At 67.7% G+C, this 21,637-nt stretch carries 25 protein-coding genes; 16 read left to right on the top strand and 9 right to left on the bottom strand.

What is annotated here, in order from left to right; genetic code table 11:
* Positions 1 to 7: 7 nt before the first annotated feature.
* A complete protein-coding gene (mtgA, locus tag Y958_RS00950; protein WP_088870548.1) occupies positions 8 to 691 on the bottom strand; it encodes a monofunctional biosynthetic peptidoglycan transglycosylase in 684 nt (227 codons plus the stop codon).
* Positions 692 to 761: 70 nt separating this feature from the next.
* Here mtgA and Y958_RS00945 point away from each other — a divergent pair, with 70 nt between their 5' ends.
* A complete protein-coding gene (locus Y958_RS00945) occupies positions 762 to 1,415 on the top strand; it encodes a glutathione S-transferase family protein (RefSeq protein WP_088870547.1) in 654 nt (217 codons plus the stop codon).
* Here the strand turns inward: Y958_RS00945 and Y958_RS00940 are convergent.
* From Y958_RS00940 to Y958_RS00930, 3 genes are read right to left on the bottom strand one after another with little or no spacing between them, the layout of a single operon-like run.
* Positions 1,408 to 1,719, bottom strand: coding sequence for an immunity protein Tsi6 family protein (locus Y958_RS00940; protein ID WP_088870546.1), 312 nt, complete (start codon positions 1,717 to 1,719; stop codon positions 1,408 to 1,410). The genes Y958_RS00945 and Y958_RS00940 overlap by 8 nt on opposite strands.
* Positions 1,720 to 1,741: 22 nt before the next feature.
* On the bottom strand, positions 1,742 to 2,182 hold the full coding sequence (locus Y958_RS00935; protein WP_088870545.1) for an immunity protein Tsi6 family protein: 441 nt from the start codon (positions 2,180 to 2,182) through the stop codon (positions 1,742 to 1,744).
* Positions 2,157 to 2,450: a hypothetical protein gene (locus Y958_RS00930; protein WP_088870544.1), complete on the bottom strand. Its 294-nt coding sequence runs from the start codon at positions 2,448 to 2,450 to the stop codon at positions 2,157 to 2,159. Before Y958_RS00930 ends, Y958_RS00935 begins: the two co-directional genes overlap by 26 nt.
* Positions 2,451 to 2,537: 87 nt before the next feature.
* On the opposite strand from Y958_RS00930, the gene tnpA reads away from it, so the two are divergent.
* From tnpA to Y958_RS00910, 4 genes are all read left to right on the top strand, one after another.
* Entirely contained in the window at positions 2,538 to 2,972 is a 435-nt protein-coding gene (tnpA, locus tag Y958_RS00925) for an IS66-like element accessory protein TnpA (RefSeq protein WP_088870543.1), read from the top strand.
* Positions 2,969 to 3,316: an IS66 family insertion sequence element accessory protein TnpB gene (gene tnpB, locus Y958_RS00920; protein ID WP_088870542.1), complete on the top strand. Its 348-nt coding sequence runs from the start codon at positions 2,969 to 2,971 to the stop codon at positions 3,314 to 3,316. The genes tnpA and tnpB overlap by 4 nt, the downstream gene beginning before the upstream one ends.
* A gap of 96 nt (positions 3,317 to 3,412) precedes the next feature.
* A complete protein-coding gene (gene tnpC, locus Y958_RS00915; protein ID WP_145960797.1) occupies positions 3,413 to 5,008 on the top strand; it encodes an IS66 family transposase in 1,596 nt (531 codons plus the stop codon).
* Positions 5,005 to 5,610 (top strand): plasmid pRiA4b ORF-3 family protein, encoded by a 606-nt coding sequence (locus tag Y958_RS00910; protein WP_088870540.1) that lies wholly within the window; start codon positions 5,005 to 5,007, stop codon positions 5,608 to 5,610. Before tnpC ends, Y958_RS00910 begins: the two co-directional genes overlap by 4 nt.
* Here the strand turns inward: Y958_RS00910 and Y958_RS31775 are convergent.
* From Y958_RS31775 to Y958_RS00895, 4 genes are all read right to left on the bottom strand, one after another.
* Complete coding sequence (locus Y958_RS31775) at positions 5,600 to 5,770, bottom strand: hypothetical protein (RefSeq protein ID WP_186291210.1); 171 nt, start codon at positions 5,768 to 5,770, stop codon at positions 5,600 to 5,602. The two genes, Y958_RS00910 and Y958_RS31775, sit on opposite strands and share 11 nt — an antisense overlap.
* Positions 5,771 to 5,809: 39 nt before the next feature.
* The gene (locus tag Y958_RS00905; RefSeq protein WP_088870539.1) at positions 5,810 to 6,115 is read right to left on the bottom strand and encodes a hypothetical protein; all 306 of its coding nucleotides are present in this window, start codon (positions 6,113 to 6,115) and stop codon (positions 5,810 to 5,812) included.
* 133 nt (positions 6,116 to 6,248) lie between these two features.
* Positions 6,249 to 6,581 (bottom strand): hypothetical protein, encoded by a 333-nt coding sequence (locus Y958_RS00900; RefSeq protein ID WP_088870538.1) that lies wholly within the window; start codon positions 6,579 to 6,581, stop codon positions 6,249 to 6,251.
* An 8-nt stretch (positions 6,582 to 6,589) separates the two neighbouring features.
* Positions 6,590 to 7,984 (bottom strand): hypothetical protein, encoded by a 1,395-nt coding sequence (locus Y958_RS00895; protein ID WP_145728002.1) that lies wholly within the window; start codon positions 7,982 to 7,984, stop codon positions 6,590 to 6,592.
* A 252-nt stretch (positions 7,985 to 8,236) separates the two neighbouring features.
* Between Y958_RS00895 and Y958_RS00890 the strand changes: the two genes are divergently transcribed.
* Positions 8,237 to 11,227 carry an ATP-dependent DNA helicase gene (locus Y958_RS00890; RefSeq protein ID WP_088870536.1) on the top strand — a complete coding sequence of 997 codons (2,991 nt, stop codon included), beginning with the start codon at positions 8,237 to 8,239 and terminating at the stop codon, positions 11,225 to 11,227.
* Between the two features lie 73 nt (positions 11,228 to 11,300).
* Here the strand turns inward: Y958_RS00890 and Y958_RS00885 are convergent, their stop codons facing one another.
* Positions 11,301 to 11,519: a hypothetical protein gene (locus Y958_RS00885; protein WP_004272858.1), complete on the bottom strand. Its 219-nt coding sequence runs from the start codon at positions 11,517 to 11,519 to the stop codon at positions 11,301 to 11,303.
* Between the two features lie 277 nt (positions 11,520 to 11,796).
* Between Y958_RS00885 and Y958_RS00880 the strand changes: the two genes are divergently transcribed.
* From Y958_RS00880 to Y958_RS00835, 10 genes are all read left to right on the top strand, one after another.
* Positions 11,797 to 12,156 (top strand): DUF952 domain-containing protein, encoded by a 360-nt coding sequence (locus Y958_RS00880; protein WP_088870535.1) that lies wholly within the window; start codon positions 11,797 to 11,799, stop codon positions 12,154 to 12,156.
* Positions 12,156 to 13,223, top strand: a complete 1,068-nt coding sequence (locus Y958_RS00875; RefSeq protein ID WP_088870534.1) for a quinone-dependent dihydroorotate dehydrogenase — start codon at positions 12,156 to 12,158, stop codon at positions 13,221 to 13,223. Before Y958_RS00880 ends, Y958_RS00875 begins: the two co-directional genes overlap by 1 nt.
* Positions 13,224 to 13,304: 81 nt before the next feature.
* Complete coding sequence (locus Y958_RS00870; protein ID WP_186291209.1) at positions 13,305 to 14,540, top strand: EAL domain-containing protein; 1,236 nt, start codon at positions 13,305 to 13,307, stop codon at positions 14,538 to 14,540.
* Positions 14,541 to 14,558: 18 nt separating this feature from the next.
* On the top strand, positions 14,559 to 15,446 hold the full coding sequence (locus Y958_RS00865) for a TIGR01459 family HAD-type hydrolase (protein WP_088870532.1): 888 nt from the start codon (positions 14,559 to 14,561) through the stop codon (positions 15,444 to 15,446).
* A gap of 169 nt (positions 15,447 to 15,615) precedes the next feature.
* The gene (locus Y958_RS00860; protein ID WP_088870531.1) at positions 15,616 to 16,761 is read left to right on the top strand and encodes a head GIN domain-containing protein; all 1,146 of its coding nucleotides are present in this window, start codon (positions 15,616 to 15,618) and stop codon (positions 16,759 to 16,761) included.
* A gap of 148 nt (positions 16,762 to 16,909) precedes the next feature.
* Positions 16,910 to 18,667, top strand: coding sequence for a sensor histidine kinase (locus Y958_RS00855; RefSeq protein WP_145728003.1), 1,758 nt, complete (start codon positions 16,910 to 16,912; stop codon positions 18,665 to 18,667).
* Positions 18,668 to 18,714: 47 nt separating this feature from the next.
* The gene (locus Y958_RS31165) at positions 18,715 to 18,990 is read left to right on the top strand and encodes a hypothetical protein (RefSeq protein WP_186291207.1); all 276 of its coding nucleotides are present in this window, start codon (positions 18,715 to 18,717) and stop codon (positions 18,988 to 18,990) included.
* Positions 18,991 to 19,085: 95 nt separating this feature from the next.
* Positions 19,086 to 20,978, top strand: coding sequence for an ABCB family ABC transporter ATP-binding protein/permease (locus tag Y958_RS00845; protein ID WP_088870528.1), 1,893 nt, complete (start codon positions 19,086 to 19,088; stop codon positions 20,976 to 20,978).
* 48 nt (positions 20,979 to 21,026) lie between these two features.
* A complete protein-coding gene (locus Y958_RS00840; RefSeq protein WP_088870527.1) occupies positions 21,027 to 21,317 on the top strand; it encodes a hypothetical protein in 291 nt (96 codons plus the stop codon).
* Positions 21,314 to 21,595, top strand: a complete 282-nt coding sequence (locus Y958_RS00835) for a type II toxin-antitoxin system RelE/ParE family toxin (RefSeq protein ID WP_088870526.1) — start codon at positions 21,314 to 21,316, stop codon at positions 21,593 to 21,595. Before Y958_RS00840 ends, Y958_RS00835 begins: the two co-directional genes overlap by 4 nt.
* Positions 21,596 to 21,637: the final 42 nt, after the last annotated feature.

Below are 21,637 nucleotides of genomic sequence, written 5' to 3'. Positions count from 1 at the left end.
GCGGGGGCTAGCGCCTCAGGCAGCCATCCAGCCCGTCGCGGGCGACGATGGCGGCGCGCTGTTCCAGGATGCCGATGCGCCGGGCGACGTAAGGGCCGGGATGCCTCGCGTTCCACTTGCGCGGGCTGGGCAGCACGGCGGCCAGCGCCGCCGCCTGCGCGGGCGACAGGGCCGACGCCGGCACGCCGAAATAGGCGCGGGACGCCGCCTCCGCCCCATACAGGCCGTCGCCCCATTCCACGATGTTCAGATACATCTCCAGGATGCGGCGCTTGCCCCAGATCAGTTCGATCAGTTCGGTGAAGCCAAACTCCACCCCCTTGCGCAGCCAGGTGCGGCCGGGCCACAGGAAGGCGTTCTTGGCCGTCTGCTGGCTGATGGTGCTGGCGCCGCGCAGCTTGTGGCCTTCCTCATCCTCGTCCATGGCGGCGTCCACCGCCTGCCAGTCCACGCCGTGATGGCTGCAGAAGCGGCTGTCCTCCGCCCCGATGACGGCGCGCTGCAGGGCAGGCGCAATGCGGTCCAGCGGCACGGGCGTCCAGCCCTGCATCGACACACCCTGCAGGCGGCGGATGAGCATCAGGGGCGTGCCCGGCGGGTCCATCACAGCATAGAGGCAGACCCAGCCCAGGGTGAGCACCACCCCCGCCAGCAGCACGACTTGCGCCCAGCGGAAGGCCCGCCGTAGCATCGCGCGCCGTTCAGGCCGCCGGCCCGCGCCGGCCTTTATCGAGTTGGCTTTCTCTTGGGGGGATCCGTCCATGGCCTACACGCTGTTCTATTTCCCGGGAAATGCCAACCTGGCACCGCACATAGCGCTGGAGGAAATCGGAACCCCCTATGAGTTGGCGTTGCTGGACCGCGGCAATGCCGAGCATAAGTCGGCTCCCTACCTGGCCCGCAACCCCACCGGCCGCATCCCCACCCTGCTGGCCCAGCAGCCGGACGGCAACGAGGAGACGGTGTTCGAGACCGCCGCCATCCTGCTGCACCTGGCAGACAGGCACCCCGAGTCCAAGCTGGCGCCCGCCCCCGGCGCGGCTGGCCGGGGCCGCTTCCTGACCTGGCTGTTCCACCTGACCAACACCATCCAGCCGGAATACCGCGTCTTCTATTATCCCGAGCAGCATGTGACCGACCCCGTCCACGTCGCCGATGCCAAGGCCACGGCGGAACGGCGTCTGTGCGAGATGTTCGCCCTGGTCGACCGCGAACTGGCCACCCGCCCCTGCATCGCCGCCGACCACCTGACCGTCGCCGACTTTCTGTTGCTGATGCTGGTGCGCTGGGGCCGCAATTTCACCCACCCGCCCCGCGACCTGCCCCACCTGGGCCGCCTATGCGCCGAGCTCCTGGCCCGGCCATCGGTGCAGCGCGCCTTCGGGCAGGAAGGGCTGGGGGCGCCGTTTATTTAAGCGTGGCCAACCGTTCCGCCCAGGCATTGGCCCAGGCATTGATGGTGTGCAGCAGGTCAGCCAGATCGGGGTCGATGGTCTCGACCTCGCGGGCCGCCTGTACGCCAATGACAATGTCGGTGAGCCGCGACCGGTCGGCCACGGGATCGGTCGCGACCTTCAGAAGATAGTCGAGCTGGCGGTGGACGGAGGCGAAGGTGGCGATATCCGGCCACTGCTCCCGCAGCCGCCGACAGCGGGCAAGGGCGTCCCGAATCAGGTCTGGGACGATCACCCCTTCATGAACGTCATCATCGTCACTCAAGCGCACCTGCACCCCATCCGCGTTATGGCTTAAGCCCCCTGCCCATCCGTGTGGCAATGGCCTGCGCGGCCATCAGCGCCTCCGCCAATTCCGGATCGCTCTCAGCGAACTCACGGACGGCGTAATGCCCGACGATGATCTCCTTCAGCCGGGCGCGCTCGCCCCCCTTGAGGGCCATCAGCACGTAGCGCAACTGAGCGACCAGAGAAGCGTAGGTGCTGAATTCCGGCGCCGCAGCCAACCGAGCCTCAGCCAAGGCCAGGGCACGCTCCGAGACCTGGATGGACGTCGGCTCGGATATCGGTGTTGTGGAAACCATCATCGCCGGGGCCATAGATTGAACGGCCACAATCTCGCGCAAAGCGGTGACCCCACCGCTTTGTAGCGAAATAGCGTCACCGCGATTGCCGCCAATCCCCAGCGCGACCGATCTCCCCTCAAAGAAGGGCGGCGGTTTCCGCATCAAGCGTCAAGGTCGGCCAGTGGTAGGTCTTGGTCCATTCCGTGGAGCCCTCCAGGATGTCCTGCCCCGCGACGGTCAATTGCCGCGTCAAAGCGCGGAGTTCGCGTTCCATGTGGCCGGTATAGCCCTGGACGGGCATTGCTTCTTCCATTGACGATATCAGCCGGGCGCGGCGCTGGTGCATTAGATAGAGGAAGACGTTGTAGCCCCTTATGGGCCTGGCCTTTTTATCAAAATAAACGAGGTGGATTTCTTCGCGGCCCGCCATGAGCTTTATGGTAAGCGTCAGCGCAGCCCCGCCTTCCCATGGCGTTATTGATGGGCATGCTTGCCGCTCGGCTTGAGTGGTGGACGCATGGATGACGTGACGGTGATCGGCAAGGAGGCGCTTCGAAGTGCTCATACGAGCGCTTCGGAGTTGCACGGCGAAGTTTTGAGCGGGCCGGAGCGTCGGCGGCGCTGGAGTACCGAAGAGAAGCTGCGGGTTCTGGCGCAGAGCGTGGCGCCGGGGTCGTCGCCGAGCCTGACGTGCCGCATGCACGGTATCAGCACCGGTCAGCTATCGACGTGGCGCAAGCAGTTCCGGTCGGGTGAGCTGACGGGGTTCGTGCCGGTCTCGGTTGTTGCCGATGCGGCGTTGCCCGCACCGGCTGTCGTACCTGAAGTGGCGGAGCAGACGCCCGTTGCCGTCGGCGTGGTCGAGGTCGAGCTGCCGACCGGCGTGCGCCTGCGGATCACCGGCGATGTCGGTGAGGCGGCCTTGCGCCGGGTTTTGGCGGCATTGTCGTGATCGGCCTTCCGGGCAATGTCCGCCTCTACCTGGCGTGCGGCGCGACCGACATGCGCCGTGGGTTCGACAGCCTGGCCGCTCAGGTGCAGACGATGCTGAGGCTTGATCCCCACGACGGCGCGCTTTACGCCTTCCGGGGGCGGCGGGGTGACCTGATCAAGATTTTATGGTGGGACGGCCAGGGCCTCTGCCTGTTCTCCAAGCGGCTGGAGCGTGGCCGGTTCGTCTGGCCACAGGCCCGGGAGGGCTCGGTCGCGCTTACCGCCGCCCAGGTTTCCATGCTGCTGGAAGGGATCGATTGGCGGACGCCGGTGCGAACCTGGCAGCCGGACGCGGCCTGCTGAGCGCGCTCGGTCCCGTGCGGCCCCCGGCGCGTCATAGTGACTCGGATGCTGTCCACCACGCTGCCGACGGCGGCGTTTTCGGGTAGAATCCGCCCCATGACCGCCGCCGCCGCAGAGATCGCCGAGCTCCGTGCCCGGCTCGCCGAACGCGAGGCCGAACTGGCCACGGCGCGGGCGGAACTGACTGGCGCGCGCCTCCTGATCGAGCAGTACAAGGCCCAACTGGCCAAGCTCCGCCGGATGCAGTTCGGCCGCTCATCGGAGAAGCTCGACCGGCAGATCGCGCAACTGGAACTGATGCTGGAAGACCTGGAGGAAGGCGAAGCCGCCCGGACGGCGCCGTCGCTGGATGCCGGGAACGCGGCCCCGGAACGGCGCCAGCGGGACCAGCGCCATCCGGTGCGCCATCCCTTGCCGGAGCATCTGCCGCGGGAGGAGGTCGTCCATTCCCCCGGTGACGTCTGCCCCGGCTGCGGCGGCACGCATTTCTCCAAGCTGGGCGAGGACGTGACCGAGGTGCTGGAGAAGATCCCGGCCCGCCTCAAGGTGATCCGCCACATCCGGCCGAAGCTCTCCTGCCGGGCGTGCGAGGTCATCCTCCAGGCGCCTGCCCCAGACCTGCCGGTGGAGAAGGGCCGCCCCGGGCCCGGCCTGCTGGCCAATGTCGTGGTGTCGAAGTACCTGGACGGGCTGCCGCTCTACCGGCAGTCGGCGATCCTGGCGCGCGAGGGCATCGCGATCGAGCGCGCGACCTTGGCCGATTGGGTCGGCCATGCCGCCTGGTGGGTGGCCCCCCTGGCCGGTCTGATCGGTGCCCATGTAATGGCGGCGCCAGTCATCCACACCGACGACACGCCGATCAAGGTGCTGGCCCCCGGCAACGGCCAGACCCGGCTCGGTCGGCTTTGGACCTACCTGGTCGATGAGCGGCCCTGGTGCGGGGAGCGTGCGCCAGCGGCGTTCTATCGTTTCAGCCCGGATCGCAAGGGCGAACGGCCCCGTGAGCATCTCTCCGGGTTCAGCGGGGTGATCCAGGCGGACGCCTATACGGGTTATGAGGCACTGACCCGGCCATCGAGCCTGGTCCAGCCCGGCATCATCCCATCGGGCATCGTTCATGCTGCCTGCTGGGCGCATGCGCGGCGGCATCTCTACGACCAGTACGAGAAGACCAGGTCACCCATCGCCGAGGAGGCCTTGCGCCGGATCGGGCGGCTCTACGAGGTCGAGGCCGCGATCACCGGCCTGTCGGCTGAACAGCGCCGGGACGCCCGGCGGCAACTCGCCGTTCCCATCCTCGACGACCTCAAGCCATGGCTGGAGGCGCAGCAACGGCGCCTGTCGGCCAAGAACACGCTGGGCAAGGCGATCGGGTATGCGCTGAACCGCTGGGAGGCGCTCACCCTCTATGTCGCCGATGGCCGTATCGCCATCGACAACAACCCCGCCGAACGCTCCCTGCGCGGCATCGCAATCACCAGGAAGAACTTCCTGTTCCTGGGCTCCGAGGCGGGCGGCGACCGGGCGGCACTCCTCTACTCCGTCCTGGAGACGGCGAAGCTGAACGGGCTCGACCCCGAGGCCTATCTGGCGGATGTCCTGGACCGCATGGCCAAGGGGCATCCGATCAACCGGCTGGCCGAACTTCTGCCCTGGAACTGGATGCGCCGGGCTGACAAACTCGCGGCATGACCGCCGACACCCTTGCCATCCTGCGCATCGAACTGCTCCATACCGAACCCCTGGTCTGGCGCCGCGTTGCCGTGCGCGGCACCACCAGCCTCGCGGCGCTCCACAAGATCATCCAGGCCGCCATGGGCTGGCTCGACTACCATCTGTGGGAGTTCGAGGTCGAGGGGGCCACCTACGGCCTTCCCGATCCCGATGGCATGGACTGGGGGCGCACTATCAAGCGCGCCAGCACGATCAAGCTACAAAAGTTGCTCGATGCCGGTGTCGAGACGTTCGGCTACGTCTACGACATGGGCGACAACTGGGAACACCAGATCATCATCGAGCGCGTCGAGGCCGCTCAGCCGGACCAGCCCTATCCCCAGTTCCTTGGTGGCGAGCGGCGCTGCCCGCCCGAGGATTGCGGCGGAGTTCCCGGCTACTACGACTTCCTCGATGACATCGCCGGGCCCGACAAGGGCAGAGGCAGCAAAAAGAAGAAGGAAGCCCTCGACTGGTACGGCGGCCCCTACGACCCCGACGATATCGATGAAGAGCAGATCCGCATTACTCTTAAGCGGATCGCCAGCGCTTCAAGAATGAAGAAGGCCGTCAACCCTTGAACTGCTCGCCGATCCGCTGACGCTTACGCTTTATGGCGTAATCCGTCCGCCGAAGAAGGACCTCTCCCTTCCCTATGACAGCCAGTTCCAGGCCATGGCGAGCCATGAGATCGGCCATCTCGGCTTTCACCAGTTCCACCAGGTCGAGATCACTGAACACGTAGCAGCCCCTCCGGCACCCAAAGGCGCTCTTCGCATACTACGGCTTCGTTGCCCGTATCGCGTCCAGAGCGGCCTTCACAGCCGGCGTCTCACCGCCGGTCACCTCGATTCTGAACCGGGCGAACGCACTTTCAAGGTCGCGGTACTGCCACAAGGTGCCTTCATAGAAATAATAGTCTCCAGGTATATGGTCGAGCGGTGCCAGAATCCTTTCTGTCTTCGCGTCGGCGGTGATGCCCTCGACAGAACCAGCGAAGCACTTCACCTGCGGATCCATTGCGGCATAGTGGCGTGCCTCGTCTTCTAGTTCGAGGGCGGACCGCTTGAAGCGCTCCAGATCCATTATCCTTCTCCCTCAGGATGTGGCTCGATAGGGACCAACGCCAACCGTGCTTTCCCTACATCCGCATGACAATGACCTGCACTACCACCGCCACTTTCACCGTCGGATTCACTCCTTCCTCAGAGAGCGTCGCCTACTGTCCCGATTTTGATTGCTGGGCCTTAATTTCAGCTATCCTTTGTAGCGTAGCCTGCCTTGCCGGGGTTTCCCCCCCGGTTATTTGGAATTTAAACTCTGCAAATGCCTCTTCCAGGTCTTTGTACCTCCTCAGATTGCCTTCAAAAAAATACCAAGAACCGGGTATGTCGCGACGATCAATGGGAGATTTAATGCCCCCGATCTTAGCGTTGAAAACCAGATCCTTAAGCCCTTCCAGCAATTCCGCCGCTTCAGAATCAGCCGCAGCGTATTGGCGTAGCAGAACCTCCAGCTTGATAGCGGACTGCTGTATAAGCGTTTGATCCATTCTTCCCTCTAGAAACCAATGGTGCCGATCGGCACAGGGGCATCCCATAATCCGCGGTTAGGGACGATATATTGTGTGGCGCCACCCGACCGCTCCACCAACCCACCAAGCTCACTGGTTGGCGCGATCTTGCTAACGAACACCGCTGGCGGATCAACGCCGACCTTTGGTGATATTTGATACACATCGTACACGGATGCTCCGCTACTTACCGGAAGCCCAAAATAGTCAGCAAGATTCTTACCTGACGATGTCGCCTTATTCAAATTCTCCATAGTTGTGAAATACGGAGAATAGGGAGAAATGCTGGCTCCTTTTGGGACGATCTTTACTAATGGCGATGCCATATTCGCCATTTCCGGTAAACCGGAACCAGACTGTACCATGGATATGGCACGATCACGGATCAACTTCACACTTGCTGTCGGATCCGCCTTCGAAAGTTCGCTCAGCAATCGGTTCCCTGGTTCTGTGTCCAGGAAGCCTTCCGCCTCTTCTTCACTTACACCTAGTGTTTTAAACGTGTCGCCCTTCTTGATCCGGTCCGCGTATCGCTCCCGTAATGTCTTCAGGTCGGGCTTGGGCGCCTTCGGCGGCAACGGCGGGTCGGCCGGTGGCGGTGGCGGTTCCTCGACCATCGGGCGCTTGCCACCCGACGCCGGCTTCACCTTGGCGATCAGGGCGATCAGGGCGTTGATGGTCAGGATGGTGAGGCCGGCGGCCGTGCGCTTGGCGGCCTCGTCCAGATCATGCTGGGTCTTGGCGGTGATGGCCAGGGCGATGCCGTGGCCCAGGTCGTTCAGGCCCTGGAACACCGACCAACCCACCATGGCGTAGCCCACGCCCAGCAGGATCACGTCGATGGCCTCGCCATAGCCCGCCAGGTGGCCGCCGGCCCACACCACCAGGAAGCCGGCCAGCCAGTACAGCGTTTCGCGGGTGAACAGGCTTTTGGCCGCCTGCTGCATGTCGCGCGGCAGCAGGGGCACGCAGCGGCGCAGCGTGGCGACGACGCGGTCGGTCACCGACCATTGCGCGGGCTGGCCCGGCGGATCCTCGTCCCCTTGGTCGTGCCGGGGCGGGTCCACGGACGGGGGCGAGAGCGGGGCGATGGCGCGGGGGATGAGGAAGGCGCTGAGGCTGCCCATGGCCAGGTCGCGCATCGCCTGGTCGACGAGTTGCGTGTCGCTGACGCGGAAGTCCACGCCCCGCACCATCTGGCGCAGGCGCAGGCGGCCGACCGCGTCCAGACCGTGCAGGTATTTGATGACGCGGGCGTCCCGCCAAATGGGGCTGCAGGTCGGCCCGCCCAGAGCGTAGCGCCGCATGCCGGCGGGAATGGCGCGCGTGGGCCCGATCAGCAGGCGGCCCTCAGGAATCTCGGCATCCATCCAGTCGGCCATGGACAGGCCAGCCGCGCCACCGCCGCTGATGAAACTGTCAGGCACCGTCCCTTCCCCTACGTTCAACCCGGGCCGCCACACGGCCCAGGGGGTGAATTAAGACGATCGCCTGCACGGGAAAGGGGCATATCCCAACAGGCCAGGCCTCGGCCGCTGTCCCCGAAAAGGACCGACGCAGCCGTACCGCTTTTGTTCATGAAATGCCGCGAGTCGCCGTCTATACTCCGCCCCGCCCAACGCCGAAGCCCCCCGATGACCGATCCGTTTCAACCACCCACCGTACCGAAGCCGCCGCCCAGCCTGGTGTCCGCCCCCACCGGGCCGCGGCGCCTGCTGGTGCCGGATGCGCCGGCCCTGGTGCCGGGTGCCCGCCAGGCGGTGTGGCTGAGCCCCGATGGCGAGGTGGAGATCATCGACAAGGCGGAGGCGGTGCGCCGCGTCCTCCGCCAGCCGCACCTGCTGTGCCATGCCCGCGCCACCGCCCGGCGCCTGGGCACCGACAAGCTGATCCAGGGCTATGACCTGCTGGAACTGTATGCCTTCGTGCGGCCCGCCACCTTCTGCCTGCCTACGCCGCGCGGCCTGGCGCAGGCGTTGGACCTGCCCCGACCGGCGGATGCGGAGGCCGAGGCCCTGACGCTGGTGCGCGCGGCCGAGGCCCTGCTGCGGGAACTGATGGGCCCGGTCGACGACCAGCGTTCCGACCCCGTCGGCCTGGCCTGGGCCATGGGTGCGGAAGGCGATGGCGGTGCCAGCGGTGGCGGCTGGCTGTGGTCGCCCCTGGTGCTGGCGGCCCTGGGCGCCCCGGCGGGACCGGAAAAGTCGCGCTGGCGCGGCGGCGCCATCCGCGCCTACCAGGTGTGGGCCGGCATGAAGGAATGGCAGGCGGACGCGCCGGAACCGCCGCCCGGCCACCTGCCGGTGGAGCCGGCCGAAGCCCGCCGCCGCCTGGCCGACCTGGTGATGAGTGGCAGCCAGGCCGAACCCCGGCCGCAGCAGTCGGACTACGCCAGCGCCGTCTCCACCGCCTTCACCCCCCGCGACGTGGAGGGGGAGCCCAACCTGGTGCTGGCAGAGGCCGGCACGGGCGTGGGCAAGACCCTGGGCTATCTGGCGCCGGCCACGGTGTGGGCGGAGAAGAACAAGGGCCCCGTCTGGATTTCCACCTATACCCGCCAGTTGCAGCACCAGATCGACAAGGAGATGGACCGCCTGCACCGCGACCCCGCCACCAAGGCGCGCAAGGTCGTGATCCGCAAGGGACGGGAAAACTATCTCTGCCTGCTGAACCTGGAGGAGGCGGCCGGCGTCGCCACCGCCAACCCGCAGTACGCCGTGGCCATCGGCCTGATGGCGCGCTGGGCCGCCGCCACCCGCGACGGCGACATGCAGGGCGGCGATTTCCCGGGCTGGCTGGTCGACCTGCTGGGCAAAGGCCGCACCCTGGCGCTGGCCGACCGGCGGGGGGAGTGCGTCTACAGCGCCTGCAGCCACTACACCAAATGCTTCATCGAAAAGAGCGTGCGCCGGGCGCGGCGGGCCGACATCGTCATCGCCAACCACGCCCTGGTCATGATCCAGGCGGCCCTGGGCGGCGGGGACGACGCCTACATCCCCACCCGCTATGTCTTCGATGAGGGCCACCACGTCTTCGACGCCGCCGACAACGCCTTCGCCGGCCATCTGACGGGGTTCGAGACGGCGGAGCTGCGCCGCTGGCTGCTGGGGGCGGAAAGCGGTGGGCGCAGCCGGGCGCGCGGCCTGCGCCGCCGGGTGGAGGATCTGATCGGCGGCGACGATCACGCCAGCCGCCTGCTGGATGAGATCGCGCGCGCCGCCCGCCAGCTGCCGGGCGAGGCCTGGCCGCAGCGCGTGGGCGGCGGCGAGCCGGTGGGCCCGACGGAGGCCTTCCTGGCCCAGGTGCGCGCCCAGGTCTATGCCCGCGCCCACGGCCCGGACAACCCCTACAGCTTGGAGGTGGAGGTCCAGCCCCTGGTGGACGGGGTGCTGGAGGCGGCACAGGCGTTGTCCGCCGCCCTGGGTGAGCTGTCCGCCCCGCTGGAGGCCCTGGCCGACCGGCTGCGTGAGCGGCTGGACGACGAGTCGGATGAGCTGGAGAGCGACACCCGCCGGCGCATCGACGCCATTGCCCGCAGCCTGAAGCGACGCTCCGCCAACGAGATCGGCGGCTGGCGCCAGATGCTGGCGGCCCTGGCCGAGGAGACGCCCAGCCGCTACGTCGACTGGTTCGGGGTGGAGCGCCAGGACGGCCGCGACCTGGACGTGGGCATGTACCGCCACTGGGTGGACCCCACCTGGCCGCTGGCCCAGATCCTGGGGGCGCAGGCGCACGGCCTGGTCATGACCTCCGCCACCCTGACCGACGGCACCGGTGATGTGGAGGCGGACTGGCAGGCGGCCCACGCCCGCACCGGCGCCATCCACCTGCCCCGCCCCGCCCTGCGCGCCCAGGTGCCGTCCCCCTTCGACTACGCCAGCCAGACGCGGGTGCTCATCGTCAACGACGTGCGCAAGGACGATTTGGCCCAGGTGGCCGCCGCCTATCGCGAGCTGTTCCTGGCCTCGGGCGGTGGCGCCATCGGCCTGTTCACGGCGGTGCAGCGCCTGCGCGCCGTGCATGAGCGCATCGGCGCGCCGCTGGAGGCGGCGGGCCTGCCGCTGCTGTCGCAGCACCTGGACGGGCTGGATGTGGCGACGCTGGTCGATATCTTCCGGGGGGAGGACAATGCCTGCCTGCTGGGCACCGACGCGGTGCGCGACGGCGTGGACGTGCCAGGCCGGTCCCTGCGCCTGATCGTCTTCGACCGCGTGCCCTGGCCGCGGCCGGACATCCTGCACAAGGCGCGGCGCGATTATTTCGACCGCACCGCCCGGCGGCGGCATTACGACGACATGATCACCCGGCTGCGGCTGCGCCAGGCCTTCGGACGGCTGGTGCGACGGGCCGACGACACTGGCGTGTTCGTGTTGCTGGACCCCATGATGCCCAGCCGGCTGAAGGGCGCTTTCCCCGGCGGGGTGGAGCCGCAGCGCGTGGGCCTGGCCGAGGCCGTGCGCATCACGCGCGACTTCCTGCATGCGCCGGCCCAGTATGCGCCGGGGCAGGGGCCGGACCTCACCCTGCCGCCCCTGACGAAACCCCCGCCGTCAAGGCTGTCGTCACCGCCCGACGATCCGTGGGGGGACGAGCCCTTCCATCTGCAGGGATTCGACCTGGACTGACGTCCACCAGCCTCAGACTGACTTCAGCATGGCTCCATCAGCGCTAAGCCGACTTCAGCATGCCCTGTCGGCATTAAGCCGACTTCAGCATAGACGTGTAGATGGCCCAGGCGGTGGCGACGCTGACGCCGCCGGCGCGGGCGCCGGCCGCCAGCATCTCGGTCGTCGGCTTCAGCGGCACGGGGGTGTGGGTCATCACCGGGCCCGCCAGCGTGGCGCGGCCACTGCCCACCGTCAGGAAACCGGCGCTCAGGGTTTGGTCATCACGGTGCGGCGCATCCAGCAGGCTCATCGTTCCATTCCCCTCGATTGCAGGTGTGCAGGCGGCGCGACGCAAGACTGATGCCATTGCAACCGCTGCCTATTTCCTACGGGTAGATCCAGCGTTGCCCTAAGGAACAGGCCGCTTTCCGTTTGCGTCCGGGTAGCGGTCACAAAATTTCAACGCTGGCGCGGTGTCATTTTGCGACGAGACCTGCGGCATTCGTCTCAATTTGCGACTCCCGCATTTTCCCATCCTGCTGCACGGCGAAATGCACTAGGGTCGGCGCCACGATGGGGGCGACAGCATGAGCGATGTGATTTTCCATATGTGCCGCGCGGACGAATGGCTGGCGGCCCTGGCGGCCGGCGTCTATCCGGGGTCCTCGCAGGACCAGGCCGACGGCTTCATCCATTTCTCCACAGCCAGCCAGGTGGTGGAAAGCGCCGCCAGGCACCGCGCCGGCCAGACCGGCCTGCTGATCCTCACGGTGGATCCAGTCCCCTTGGGCGATGCCCTGAAGTATGAGCCGTCACGCGGCGGACAGCTGTTCCCTCACCTGTATGGCGGCCTTCCGGTAAGCGCCGTCCTGCGCGCCGACCCGCTGCCGTTGGGCGGGGATGGCCGCCATGAGTTCCCGCCGCATGTCCTTGAGGGAATGGTCTGATGAGCCTGGCCTATCGCCTCGCCCGCCCCATCCTGTTCGCCATGGATGCGGAGCGGGCGCACGACCTGACCATCAACCTGCTGAAGGTCGGCGCCCTGCCCCCGGCCCTGTTCGGCGCCGGCGGCCCCGACGACCCGGCGCTGAGCCAGACCGTGTTCGGCCTGGACTTTCCCAACCCGGTGGGCCTGGGCGCCGGCTTCGACAAGAACGCCCGGGTGCCGGACGCCATGCTGGCCCTGGGCTTCGGCCTGGTGGAGGCCGGCACCGTCACCCCCCGGCCGCAGCCCGGCAACGCCAAGCCCCGGCTGTTCCGCGCCGTGGAGGTCGAGGGCGTCATCAACCGCTTCGGCTTCAACAATGAGGGGCTGGAGACCTTCGCCCGGCGGCTGGAAGATCGGCGCGGCCTGGGCCGCACCGGCATCGTCGGCGCCAATGTGGGCAAGAACAAGGAAACGGCGGACGCGGCGTCCGACTACGTCATCGGCATCCGCCGCCTGGCGCCCCTGGCCGACTACCTGGTGGTCAACGTCTCCTCCCCCAACACGCCGGGCCTGCGCTCGCTGCAGGGGCGCCAGGCCCTGACCGACCTGCTGGCCGCCTGCCTGGAGGCGCGGGGAAGCCGTCGCACGCCCCTGCTGCTGAAGGTGGCGCCGGACCTGACCGAGGACGACAAGGTGGACGTGGCGGAGGTGGCGCTGGCCAGCGGCATCGACGGCCTGATCGTGTCCAACACCACACTGGAGCGGCCGGACGGCCTGACCCCCGCCCATCGCGCGGAGGCCGGGGGCCTCAGCGGCCAGCCGCTGTTCGAAAAGTCGACGTCCGTGTTGCGCGATTTCTACCGCCTGACGGGCGGCAAGCTGCCGCTGGTGGGCGTGGGCGGCATCGGATCGGGCGCGCAGGCCTATGCCAAGATTCGCGCCGGGGCCAGCCTGGTTCAGATCTATTCCGCCCTGGTCTACCACGGCCCCGGCCTGGTCGCCGCCATCAAGCGCGACCTGGCCGACCTGCTGCGCCGCGACGGTTTCACCAACGTGGCCCAGGCGGTGGGGGCGGACCACAAGTAACGTACAAGGTTCCAGCAAATGCCAGGCCTGCGACCGCAGGTCCCGGAGCGAGCACCGAAGGGCGGAACGAGGGGCCTGAACATGCACGTGCTGCGTCACATCATCTTCGCCGCCTGCTATGTCGCCGTGGCGGTGGCCGTGGCCTTGGCCCTGCCGCTGGCCGGCGTGGGCGTCGACCGGTCCTATGGCCTGCTGCTGGGCCTGGTGGTCTTCGTCTTCGGCGGCCTGCTGCATGAATTCTATGCCCGCATGGAGCAGGCGGAGCGGATGGAGCACCGGTTGGACCGCCTGCTGGATCGCCAACGCGACGTGCTGGCCGCCCTGGACCGGCTGATGCGACCCAGCGGCGAGGCCGGCGGCGCGGTCGCCGCCGTGGTCAGCGACGCCCGCATGCTGCGCACCCTGGCCGACCAGATGCCGGCGGGACCCGCCACCGCCATCGAGCCTGCCCCGCACGCGCCAGCGCCGCAAGTCGCCCCGGCGGCAGCCCAGGCTGCCCGCACCACCGGCGTGCCCAGCCTGGGCTCTGCCTACGGTCCCCTGCCCGGCGAGGCGCCGTCGGCGGAGGACGACGGCCCGGTGATGAACGGCATCCGCGAGGCGCTGCGGTCGGACCGGGTGGACATCTTCCTTCAGCCCATCGTCAGCCTGCCGCAGCGCAAGCACCGCTTTTATGAAGTGTTCTCCCGCATTCGGCTGGAGGACGGCAGCTATCTCACGCCCGACCGCTATCTGGGCGTGGCGGCCCGCCACAACCTGATGGCGCCCATCGACAACCTGCTGCTGTTCCGCTGCGTCCAGCTGCTGCGCGAGACGGAGAAACGGCACCAGAACGTGGGCTTCTTCTGCAACATCTCCGCCGCCACGCTGAACGACGGCACCTTCATGCGGGAATTCGTCCAGTTCATGGGCCAGCATCCCAACCTGGTGCAGAAGATCATCTTCGAGCTCAGCCAGGCCGACCTGATGCAGGGCGACATCTTCGCCACCGGCTTCCTGGACGGGCTGCGCAGCCTGGGCTTCCGCTTTTCCATGGACCAGGTCGATCGCTTCGACGTCGACTGGGACCAGCTGGCGGCGCACGAAATCCGCTTCGTGAAGCTGGACGCCGCCCGCCTGCTGGACCCCGACGGCCGCTTCGCCAACCCGGACAAGGTGACGCTGCTGAAGCGCCAGCTGGACCGCAACAACATCGACCTGATCGTGGAAAAGATCGAAACCGACCAGCAGCTGCTGGACCTTTTGGATCTGTTCATCGACTTCGGCCAGGGCTACCTGTTCGGCGAGCCGCGCATGGCCCGCCGCCTGCCTTCCTGAGAGTAGACTGTTCCCCTCATGAGCCCTGCCATTCCCTTATTTACCGGCCTGTCGCAGCTGGCGGACCGCTACGACGGATTCGTCCTGGATTTGTGGGGGGTCGTGCATGACGGCATCGCCCCCTATGCTGGCGTGCCCGAATGCCTGAAGACGCTGCGCGCCCAAGGCAAGCGCGTCTGTCTGCTGTCCAACGCCCCCCGCCGCGTGGATGCCGCCGCCGCCCGGCTGACCGAGATGGGGCTGACGCCCGACCATTACGACGCGCTGCTGACCTCGGGCGAGGCGACGCACGACGCCCTGCGCGATCCGCCAGACGCCTGGCACCGGGCCCTGGGGCCGAAGCTGCTGCACATCGGCCCCGACCGCGACGCCGGCGTCTACCTGGATCTCGGGGACCGGCTGAAGGTCGACCGGCCCGAGGACGCGGACTTCGTCCTGAACACCGGCATTGTCGATTTCAGCGAATCGCTGGCGGATTACGAACCCATCCTGGCCGCCTGCGCCGCGCTGAAGCTGCCCATGGTCTGCGCCAACCCGGACCTGGTGGTGCATGTCGGACCGCAGCTGGTGATCTGCGCGGGTGAGCTGGCGCGGCGGTATGAAGAGCTGGGCGGCGACGTGCGCCAGCACGGCAAGCCTTATCCCGGCGTCTACGCCCGCTGCTTCGATCTGCTGGGCGGCATGGCGCCGGACCGCATCCTGGCGGTGGGTGACAGCCTGCGTACCGACATGGCCGGCGCCAACGCCGCCGGCATCGACGGCCTGCTGATCGCCGGCGGCATCCACCGCGAGGAACTGGGCGTGGCCGATCCGCTGACCGACCTGCCCGATGTGGACCGGCTGGCGGCGATCGCGGCCCAGGCCGGCCTGCGCATCAGCGCCGTCATGAATCGCCTGGGTTGGTAAGGCGCGGGGGCCGCATCTGCCGGAGGTAGACCGCTTGGGCGCGTCGCCGCCCCTGGCGGTCGTGTAACAGGCGGGTTAAAAGTGTAACGGTTAGGCAAACACTGCGGACAGGCGGGATCAAGTGGCCAATAGTCGGGGGAATTCTACGATGTCGCGCAGGGTGCGCCCCATGGAAACCAGTGTCACCTCCCCCCGTCCCCGCCTCACGCCCGGCATACCCGCCGGCGGCGTCATCGCCGCCCTGGTCGCTGTCGGCTCGCTGGGCTTCATGCTGCTGGGCAGCCATGGCCACGGCTCGTCGCATTCGGTCAAGGTGGTGAAGATGGATGGCGTCATTCCGCCCATTCCCCCCATCCCGCCGATTCCGCCGATAGCGCCTGCGTCCCCCGCGTCGCCCACCGCCCCCATCAGCCGGGCCGACGCCGACCAGATCCGCCGCGATGTGGAAGAGGCGATGCGCGGGCTGGACGTCGAGTCCATCAAGCAGGAGGCCAAGGCCGCGGCGATGGCCGCACGGGCCGCCGCCCGCGATGCCCGGGCCCTGAGCGACAGCACCCAGGAATTCCCGGCGCAGCAGGTGGTGAACCTGTCCAACCTGTCCGGCAACACCATCATCCGCCCGTCCAGCAGCGCCACCACCATCGGCATTTCCGCCAGCGGCGGGGCCGTGCGCGCGGCGGCCGAGGACGGCACGCTACAGGTGTCGGGCAGCGGACGGTCGACCGAGCTGACCATCACGGTGCCCGCCAAGACCAAGCTGGTGGCCGCCGGCCTGTCCGGCGAGCTGACCGTGGATGGCGAACTGGACGGCGACGTGGTGCTGGACCTGCGCAAGGCCCAGGTATCGCTGAAAAAGGTCAAGTCGCTGCAGGCCAACATCGCCGAGAGCGCCGAGATCAGCGTGGACGAGGTGGCGGAGTCGCTGAAGTTCGTCATCGCCGGCCATGGCGACCTGCACGTCGGTCGCGCGTCGGAGGCGGAAGTCCGCGTCATGGGCCAGGCCGACCTGTCGCTGGGCACCATCGACAAGGCGCTGCGCCTGGCTGTCTATGGCAACGGCGATATCTCCGCCGACCGGGTGGACGGCGTCATCGAGGCCGTCATCAACGGCAAGGGCGACGTGCACATCAACGACGGCAACGCCAGCGCCCTGAAGGTCGCCGTCCTGGGCCAGGGCGACTTCACCTTCGACGGCACCGCCAAGGACCCCAACCTGTTCATGGGCGGCAGCGGCACCATCACGGTGGCCAAGCACACCGGCACGCCGCGTATCGGCAAGTCGGGCAGCGGCGAGGTCGTGCTGGGCGGCGAATAAGCGCCCCTCTTCCCCCTATCCTGGCCTTCCGCTGATTGCGCCAGACCGTTGCCCGTGCCTACAGTATGTCCATTGGTTAAACCCAGCCGGCCAAGCACCTGACCTTTCGGGGCAGCGGCCCGCGCCGGTAAAAAGGACGGGGCCCAGGGTGCGGTTGGGGGCGGCAACACGGATTTGCCTGGGCTACGCCTTGCTGGGCGGGTTGTGGGTCCTGGGTTCCGACATCGCGCTGGACATGACACTGGGTCCTGTCCACGCGGCATGGGTGGGGCCGGTCAAGGGCGTGGGCTTCGTCCTGATCACGGCGCTGTTGCTACACCGCGTGTTGGTGCGCGCCCTGGCCGCCGACGCGCGCAAGACCCGGGAGCTGGCCATCAGCGAGGCGCGCTACAACGCCCTGGCCGACATGGCCCCCGTGGGTATCTTCCATGTCGACTCCACGGGCCAGATCACCTACCGCAATCCCCACCTGCGCGAAATCACGGGCATGCCGGCCGAATTGGACCCCGGCGGCAGCTGGGAATGGTGGCTGATCCATCCCGAGGACCACAAGCGCGCGCAATCCCGCTGGCTGGTGGCCACCCAGCGGGGGGAACGCTATGCCGAGGAATTCCGCATCCGTCGCCCCGACGGGCGCATCGTGTGGGTGCTGTGCGAGGCCGTGCCCGTGACGGCGCGCGAGGGCGAGCGGCTGGGCTATGTCGGCATGGCCATCGACCTGACGGCCCAGCATGTGGCGGCCGAGACCATGCGCCAGGAAAAGGAACGGTACGAGCTGGCGACCGGCGGCTCCGCCGTCGGCATCTGGGACTGGCATCTGGGCGACGGCAGCCTGCACCTGTCCGGCCAGGCCCAGACCCTGCTGCGCCTGCCGGCGGGCATCCAGGGGCCCCGCCGCGTGCTGGGCATGATCCCCAAGGCGGAGCGGGCGCGGGCCTTTTCCCATGTGCGCAGCCACCTGCGCCTGGGCCAGCCCTTCGACCTGGAACTGCCCATGGTCTGCGCCGACGGCGTCACCCGCTGGTTCCACGTGCGCGGCCAGGGCGTCTGGCCGCCGATGGAAACCGGGGACGCCGCCCCCCGGCCGGTCCGCCTGCTGGGCTCGCTCATGGACATCACCGTGCGCAAGGAGACGGATGGCCAGCTGGCCCGCGCCCGGCACGACGCCGAAATGGCCAGCCGCAGCAAGACCGCCTTCCTGGCCAGCATGAGCCACGAGTTGCGCACGCCGCTGAACGCCATCATCGGCTTCAGCGAGTTGATCACCCAGCAGACCTACGGCCCGGTCGGTGACGCGCGCTACGCCGACTACGCCGAGGATATCCGCGTCAGCGGCCTGCACCTGCTGGAACTGGTGAACGACATCCTGGACGTGGCGCGCATGGAGGCGGGCCGGTTCGAGCTGGAGGACAAGGTGGTGGACATCGCGGCCGAGGTCGCGGTGGCGGTGCGCCAAATCCAGGCCGGCAACCTGCAGCGCAAGATCGACATCACCGTGGCCGGCGTCGCCGGCCTGCACGCCATGCTGGACCCCACGGCCCTGCGCCAGGTGCTGCTGAACCTGCTGGGCAACGCCGTGAAGTTCACGCCCGACAGCGGCCGGGTGACGGTGTCGGCCGACATCCGGCGGGAAGGTTTGGCCCTGTCGGTGATCGACACAGGCCCCGGCATCTCCCGCTACGTGCTGGAGAACCTGGGCACCCAGCCCTTCCTGCAGGCGGAGCCCTCGCTGCGGCGGCGCCATGGCGGCAGCGGCCTGGGGCTGTTCATCGTCCGCCGCCTGATGGAACTGCACGGCGGCAGCCTGCTGGTGGAATGCCCGCCCGGCGGCGGCACCCGCGTCACCGTGATTTTCCCGCCCGACCGCCAGGTGCCGCCCGGCCCGGCGCTGGCGATGTTGCCGTGACCGGGGCATGATGGGGCCGTTCCGGTCCGCGCATCCCGAGGGCGCCCATGTCCCCGTTCAAACGGCCGTCCAAACCGTTGCCGACCAAATCCAAAGGTGCTGCGCCCACCTTGGCGCCCACCTCGGTAAAGGCGGCCGAGGTGCCGTCCACCCTGGACGAGGTGCTGGCGGCCGGCGCCCGGGACAGCCTGCGCCGCGACCAGGGTTACGCCCGCTTCCGCGCCCAGGCGGACAAGGCGGCCGCCGCCGCCGACAAGGGCGACGATCGTGCCTACCGCCTGCTGGCCGAAGCCATCCGCCAATTGCTGAACGACAGGCGCTGACAGGTGACGGCCATCGCTGCGCCACGGCCGGACCGGCCGCAATCACATAGCCGCCCCGCCCTACCCCATCCGCCCCGCCGCCCCATCTAGTGCTGATGACCCAGACCGCCACCCCCACCCATCCGTCACCCGCGGCACCAGAGCCCCGGCCCACCCGTCCGCAGATGGGGGAGGGCAAGGCGCTGGCCATGCTGATGCCCTATGTCTGGCCCAAGGGCGACTGGGGCACCCGGGGGCGGGTCATCATCTCCATGCTGCTGCTGCTGGGCGCCAAGGCGGCCAGCGTCACCATCCCCGTCTTCTACAAGCACGCGGTGGATCAGCTGGGCGAGGGCATCAAGGCCAACGCCGCCGTGGTACCGGTGCTGGCCATCCTGTCCTATGGCTTGGCGCGCGTGCTGTCGCTGGCCTTCGGCGAGCTGCGCGACAGCGTGTTCGAGCGGGTGGCCCAGCGCGCCATGCGCAAGGCGGCGCTGAGTGTCTTCCGCCACCTGCATGGCCTGTCGCTACGCTTTCACCTGGAACGGCAGACCGGCGGCCTGTCCCGCTCCATCGAGCGGGGCACCAAGGCCATCGAGACCCTGCTGTCCACGGCCCTGTTCAACATCCTGCCCACGGTGCTGGAGATCCTGCTGGTCACCGGCATCCTGTGGCGCCTGTTCAACATCTGGTTCGCCCTGGTCACCTTCGTGGCCGTGGGCGGCTACATCGCCTTCACCGTCGTCATTTCCAACTGGCGCACCCGCATCCGCCGCCAGATGGTGGAGAGCGACACCAAGGCCAGCGCCCGTGCCATCGACACCCTGCTGAACTATGAGACGGTGAAGTACTTCGGCAATGAGGAGCATGAGGCCCAGCGCTATGACCGCGCGCTGAAGGTCTATGAGCAGGCGGCGGTGCGCACCCAGACCTCGCTGTCCATCCTGAACGTGGGCCAGAGCTTCATCATCGCCGTGGGCCTGGTGGCCGTCATGTGGATGGCGGCCAGCGGCATCGAGGCCGGCACCCTGACCCTGGGCGATTTCGTCCTGGTGAACACCTATATGCTGCAGCTGTACCAGCCGCTGAACATCTTCGGCTTCGTCTATCGCGGGGTGAAGGAAGCCCTGATCGACATGGAGAGGATGTTCGTGCTGCTGGCCGTGGACCGCGAGGTGGCTGATGCCCCCGGTGCCCAGCCGCTGGCCATCCGCGGTGGGGAGGTGCGGTTCGAGGACGTGTCCTTCGGCTATGACCCGCGCCGGCCCATTCTGAAAGGCATCAGCTTCACCGTGCCCGCCGGCCGCACCGTGGCCATCGTCGGGCCCAGCGGCGCCGGCAAGTCCACCCTGTCGCGGCTGCTGTTCCGCTTCTACGACGCCAACGGCGGCCGCATCCTGATCGACGGGCAGGACATTACCCAGATCACCCAGGCCAGCCTGCGGGCAGCCATCGGCATCGTTCCGCAGGACACGGTGCTGTTCAACGACACCATCCGCTACAACGTCGCCTATGGCCGCACCGAGGCGACACAAAGCCAGGTGGAGCACGCGGCGGCACTGGCCCACATCGACGGCTTTATCGCGGGATTGCCCGATGGCTGGGACACCACGGTGGGCGAGCGCGGCCTGAAGCTGTCCGGTGGCGAAAAGCAGCGCGTGGCCATCGCCCGCACCATCCTGAAGAACCCGCCCATCCTGATGTTCGACGAGGCCACCAGCGCCCTGGACACCCATACCGAGCGGGAAATCCAGCGCAACCTGCGCGAGGTCAGCCGCGGGCGCACCACCCTGGTCATCGCCCATCGCCTGTCCACCGTGGTGGACGCCGACGAGATCATCGTGCTGGAGGAAGGCCGCGTGCGCGAGCGCGGCCGCCACGCCGACCTGCTGGCCCTGGGCGGCGCCTATGCCGAACTGTGGGCGCGGCAACAGACGGCGGATCCGGTGAAGGAGGGAAGCGCCCCACCGGACACTGCTACTGTCGAACCTGTTACTGTTACAGGGTGATGGCAATGTGCTACGGTGCACCTATGGTGTAACACATAGGCTCTTGCGATGACCGAAACGACCTTCACTTTCCGGGTGGATGAAGCCCTGAAAGCCGCGTTCGCTGAAGCCGCCAAAACCAATGATCGCACCGGTGCGCAATTGCTCCGGGATTACATGCGCGATTTCGTGCGAAAGCAGCAGGAAACCGCGGACTACGACGCCTGGTTCCGAGCCAAGGTGCAGGCCGGTATTGATGCTGACGACGCAGGTGACGTGCTGTCGGCTGAAGAAGTGGAGGCCGAAGCCGAAACCTGGCGGGCGGCGATGCGGCGCAAGCTGGTTGGTCCAGCGTCGTGAAGCTGATTTGGGCACGTCCATCAGCCGCTGACCGCAGGGCAATCCGTGATTACATCGCACAGGAAAACCCGGCCGCCGCGCTGGCGTTGGATGAGCTGTTTTCAGAAAAGGCCCTGCTTTTGACCAAGCATCCTGGCATCGGCCGGCCAGGACGTATCGTCGGTACGCGCGAATTGGTCATACAGCGGAACTACATATTGATCTATCGCGTGATCGGCGGCGTCGTACGGGTGTTGGGTCTTGTGCATGCGGCGCGCCAATGGCCGCCGACCCCATAGGGCCCGGCCCGCTTTTGACATCAGCATTCGCCCAGACCAAAG

Origin of the sequence: Nitrospirillum viridazoti CBAmc (genome assembly GCF_000730165.1) — a bacterium.
In the GTDB taxonomy this organism is placed as follows: domain Bacteria; phylum Pseudomonadota; class Alphaproteobacteria; order Azospirillales; family Azospirillaceae; genus Nitrospirillum; species Nitrospirillum viridazoti.
This window is presented reverse-complemented; position numbering and strand designations above follow the sequence as displayed.

Bases quoted from the DNA above. Each gene is read 5' to 3' on its own strand.
- mtgA (WP_088870548.1), bottom strand. From the start codon at position 691: ATGCTACGGCGGGCCTTCCGCTGGGCGCAAGTCGTGCTGCTGGCGGGG.
- Y958_RS00945 (WP_088870547.1), top strand. From the start codon at position 762: ATGGCCTACACGCTGTTCTATTTCCCGGGAAATGCCAACCTGGCACCG.
- Y958_RS00935 (WP_088870545.1), bottom strand. From the start codon at position 2,182: ATGCGGAAACCGCCGCCCTTCTTTGAGGGGAGATCGGTCGCGCTGGGG.
- Y958_RS00930 (WP_088870544.1), bottom strand. From the start codon at position 2,450: ATGGCGGGCCGCGAAGAAATCCACCTCGTTTATTTTGATAAAAAGGCC.
- tnpA (WP_088870543.1), top strand. From the start codon at position 2,538: ATGGATGACGTGACGGTGATCGGCAAGGAGGCGCTTCGAAGTGCTCAT.
- tnpC (WP_145960797.1), top strand. From the start codon at position 3,413: ATGACCGCCGCCGCCGCAGAGATCGCCGAGCTCCGTGCCCGGCTCGCC.
- Y958_RS00910 (WP_088870540.1), top strand. From the start codon at position 5,005: ATGACCGCCGACACCCTTGCCATCCTGCGCATCGAACTGCTCCATACC.
- Y958_RS00905 (WP_088870539.1), bottom strand. From the start codon at position 6,115: ATGGATCTGGAGCGCTTCAAGCGGTCCGCCCTCGAACTAGAAGACGAG.
- Y958_RS00900 (WP_088870538.1), bottom strand. From the start codon at position 6,581: ATGGATCAAACGCTTATACAGCAGTCCGCTATCAAGCTGGAGGTTCTG.
- Y958_RS00895 (WP_145728002.1), bottom strand. From the start codon at position 7,984: ATGGCCGACTGGATGGATGCCGAGATTCCTGAGGGCCGCCTGCTGATC.
- Y958_RS00890 (WP_088870536.1), top strand. From the start codon at position 8,237: ATGACCGATCCGTTTCAACCACCCACCGTACCGAAGCCGCCGCCCAGC.
- Y958_RS00885 (WP_004272858.1), bottom strand. From the start codon at position 11,519: ATGAGCCTGCTGGATGCGCCGCACCGTGATGACCAAACCCTGAGCGCC.
- Y958_RS00880 (WP_088870535.1), top strand. From the start codon at position 11,797: ATGAGCGATGTGATTTTCCATATGTGCCGCGCGGACGAATGGCTGGCG.
- Y958_RS00875 (WP_088870534.1), top strand. From the start codon at position 12,156: ATGAGCCTGGCCTATCGCCTCGCCCGCCCCATCCTGTTCGCCATGGAT.
- Y958_RS00870 (WP_186291209.1), top strand. From the start codon at position 13,305: ATGCACGTGCTGCGTCACATCATCTTCGCCGCCTGCTATGTCGCCGTG.
- Y958_RS00865 (WP_088870532.1), top strand. From the start codon at position 14,559: ATGAGCCCTGCCATTCCCTTATTTACCGGCCTGTCGCAGCTGGCGGAC.
- Y958_RS00860 (WP_088870531.1), top strand. From the start codon at position 15,616: ATGGAAACCAGTGTCACCTCCCCCCGTCCCCGCCTCACGCCCGGCATA.
- Y958_RS31165 (WP_186291207.1), top strand. From the start codon at position 18,715: ATGTCCCCGTTCAAACGGCCGTCCAAACCGTTGCCGACCAAATCCAAA.
- Y958_RS00845 (WP_088870528.1), top strand. From the start codon at position 19,086: ATGACCCAGACCGCCACCCCCACCCATCCGTCACCCGCGGCACCAGAG.
- Y958_RS00840 (WP_088870527.1), top strand. From the start codon at position 21,027: ATGACCGAAACGACCTTCACTTTCCGGGTGGATGAAGCCCTGAAAGCC.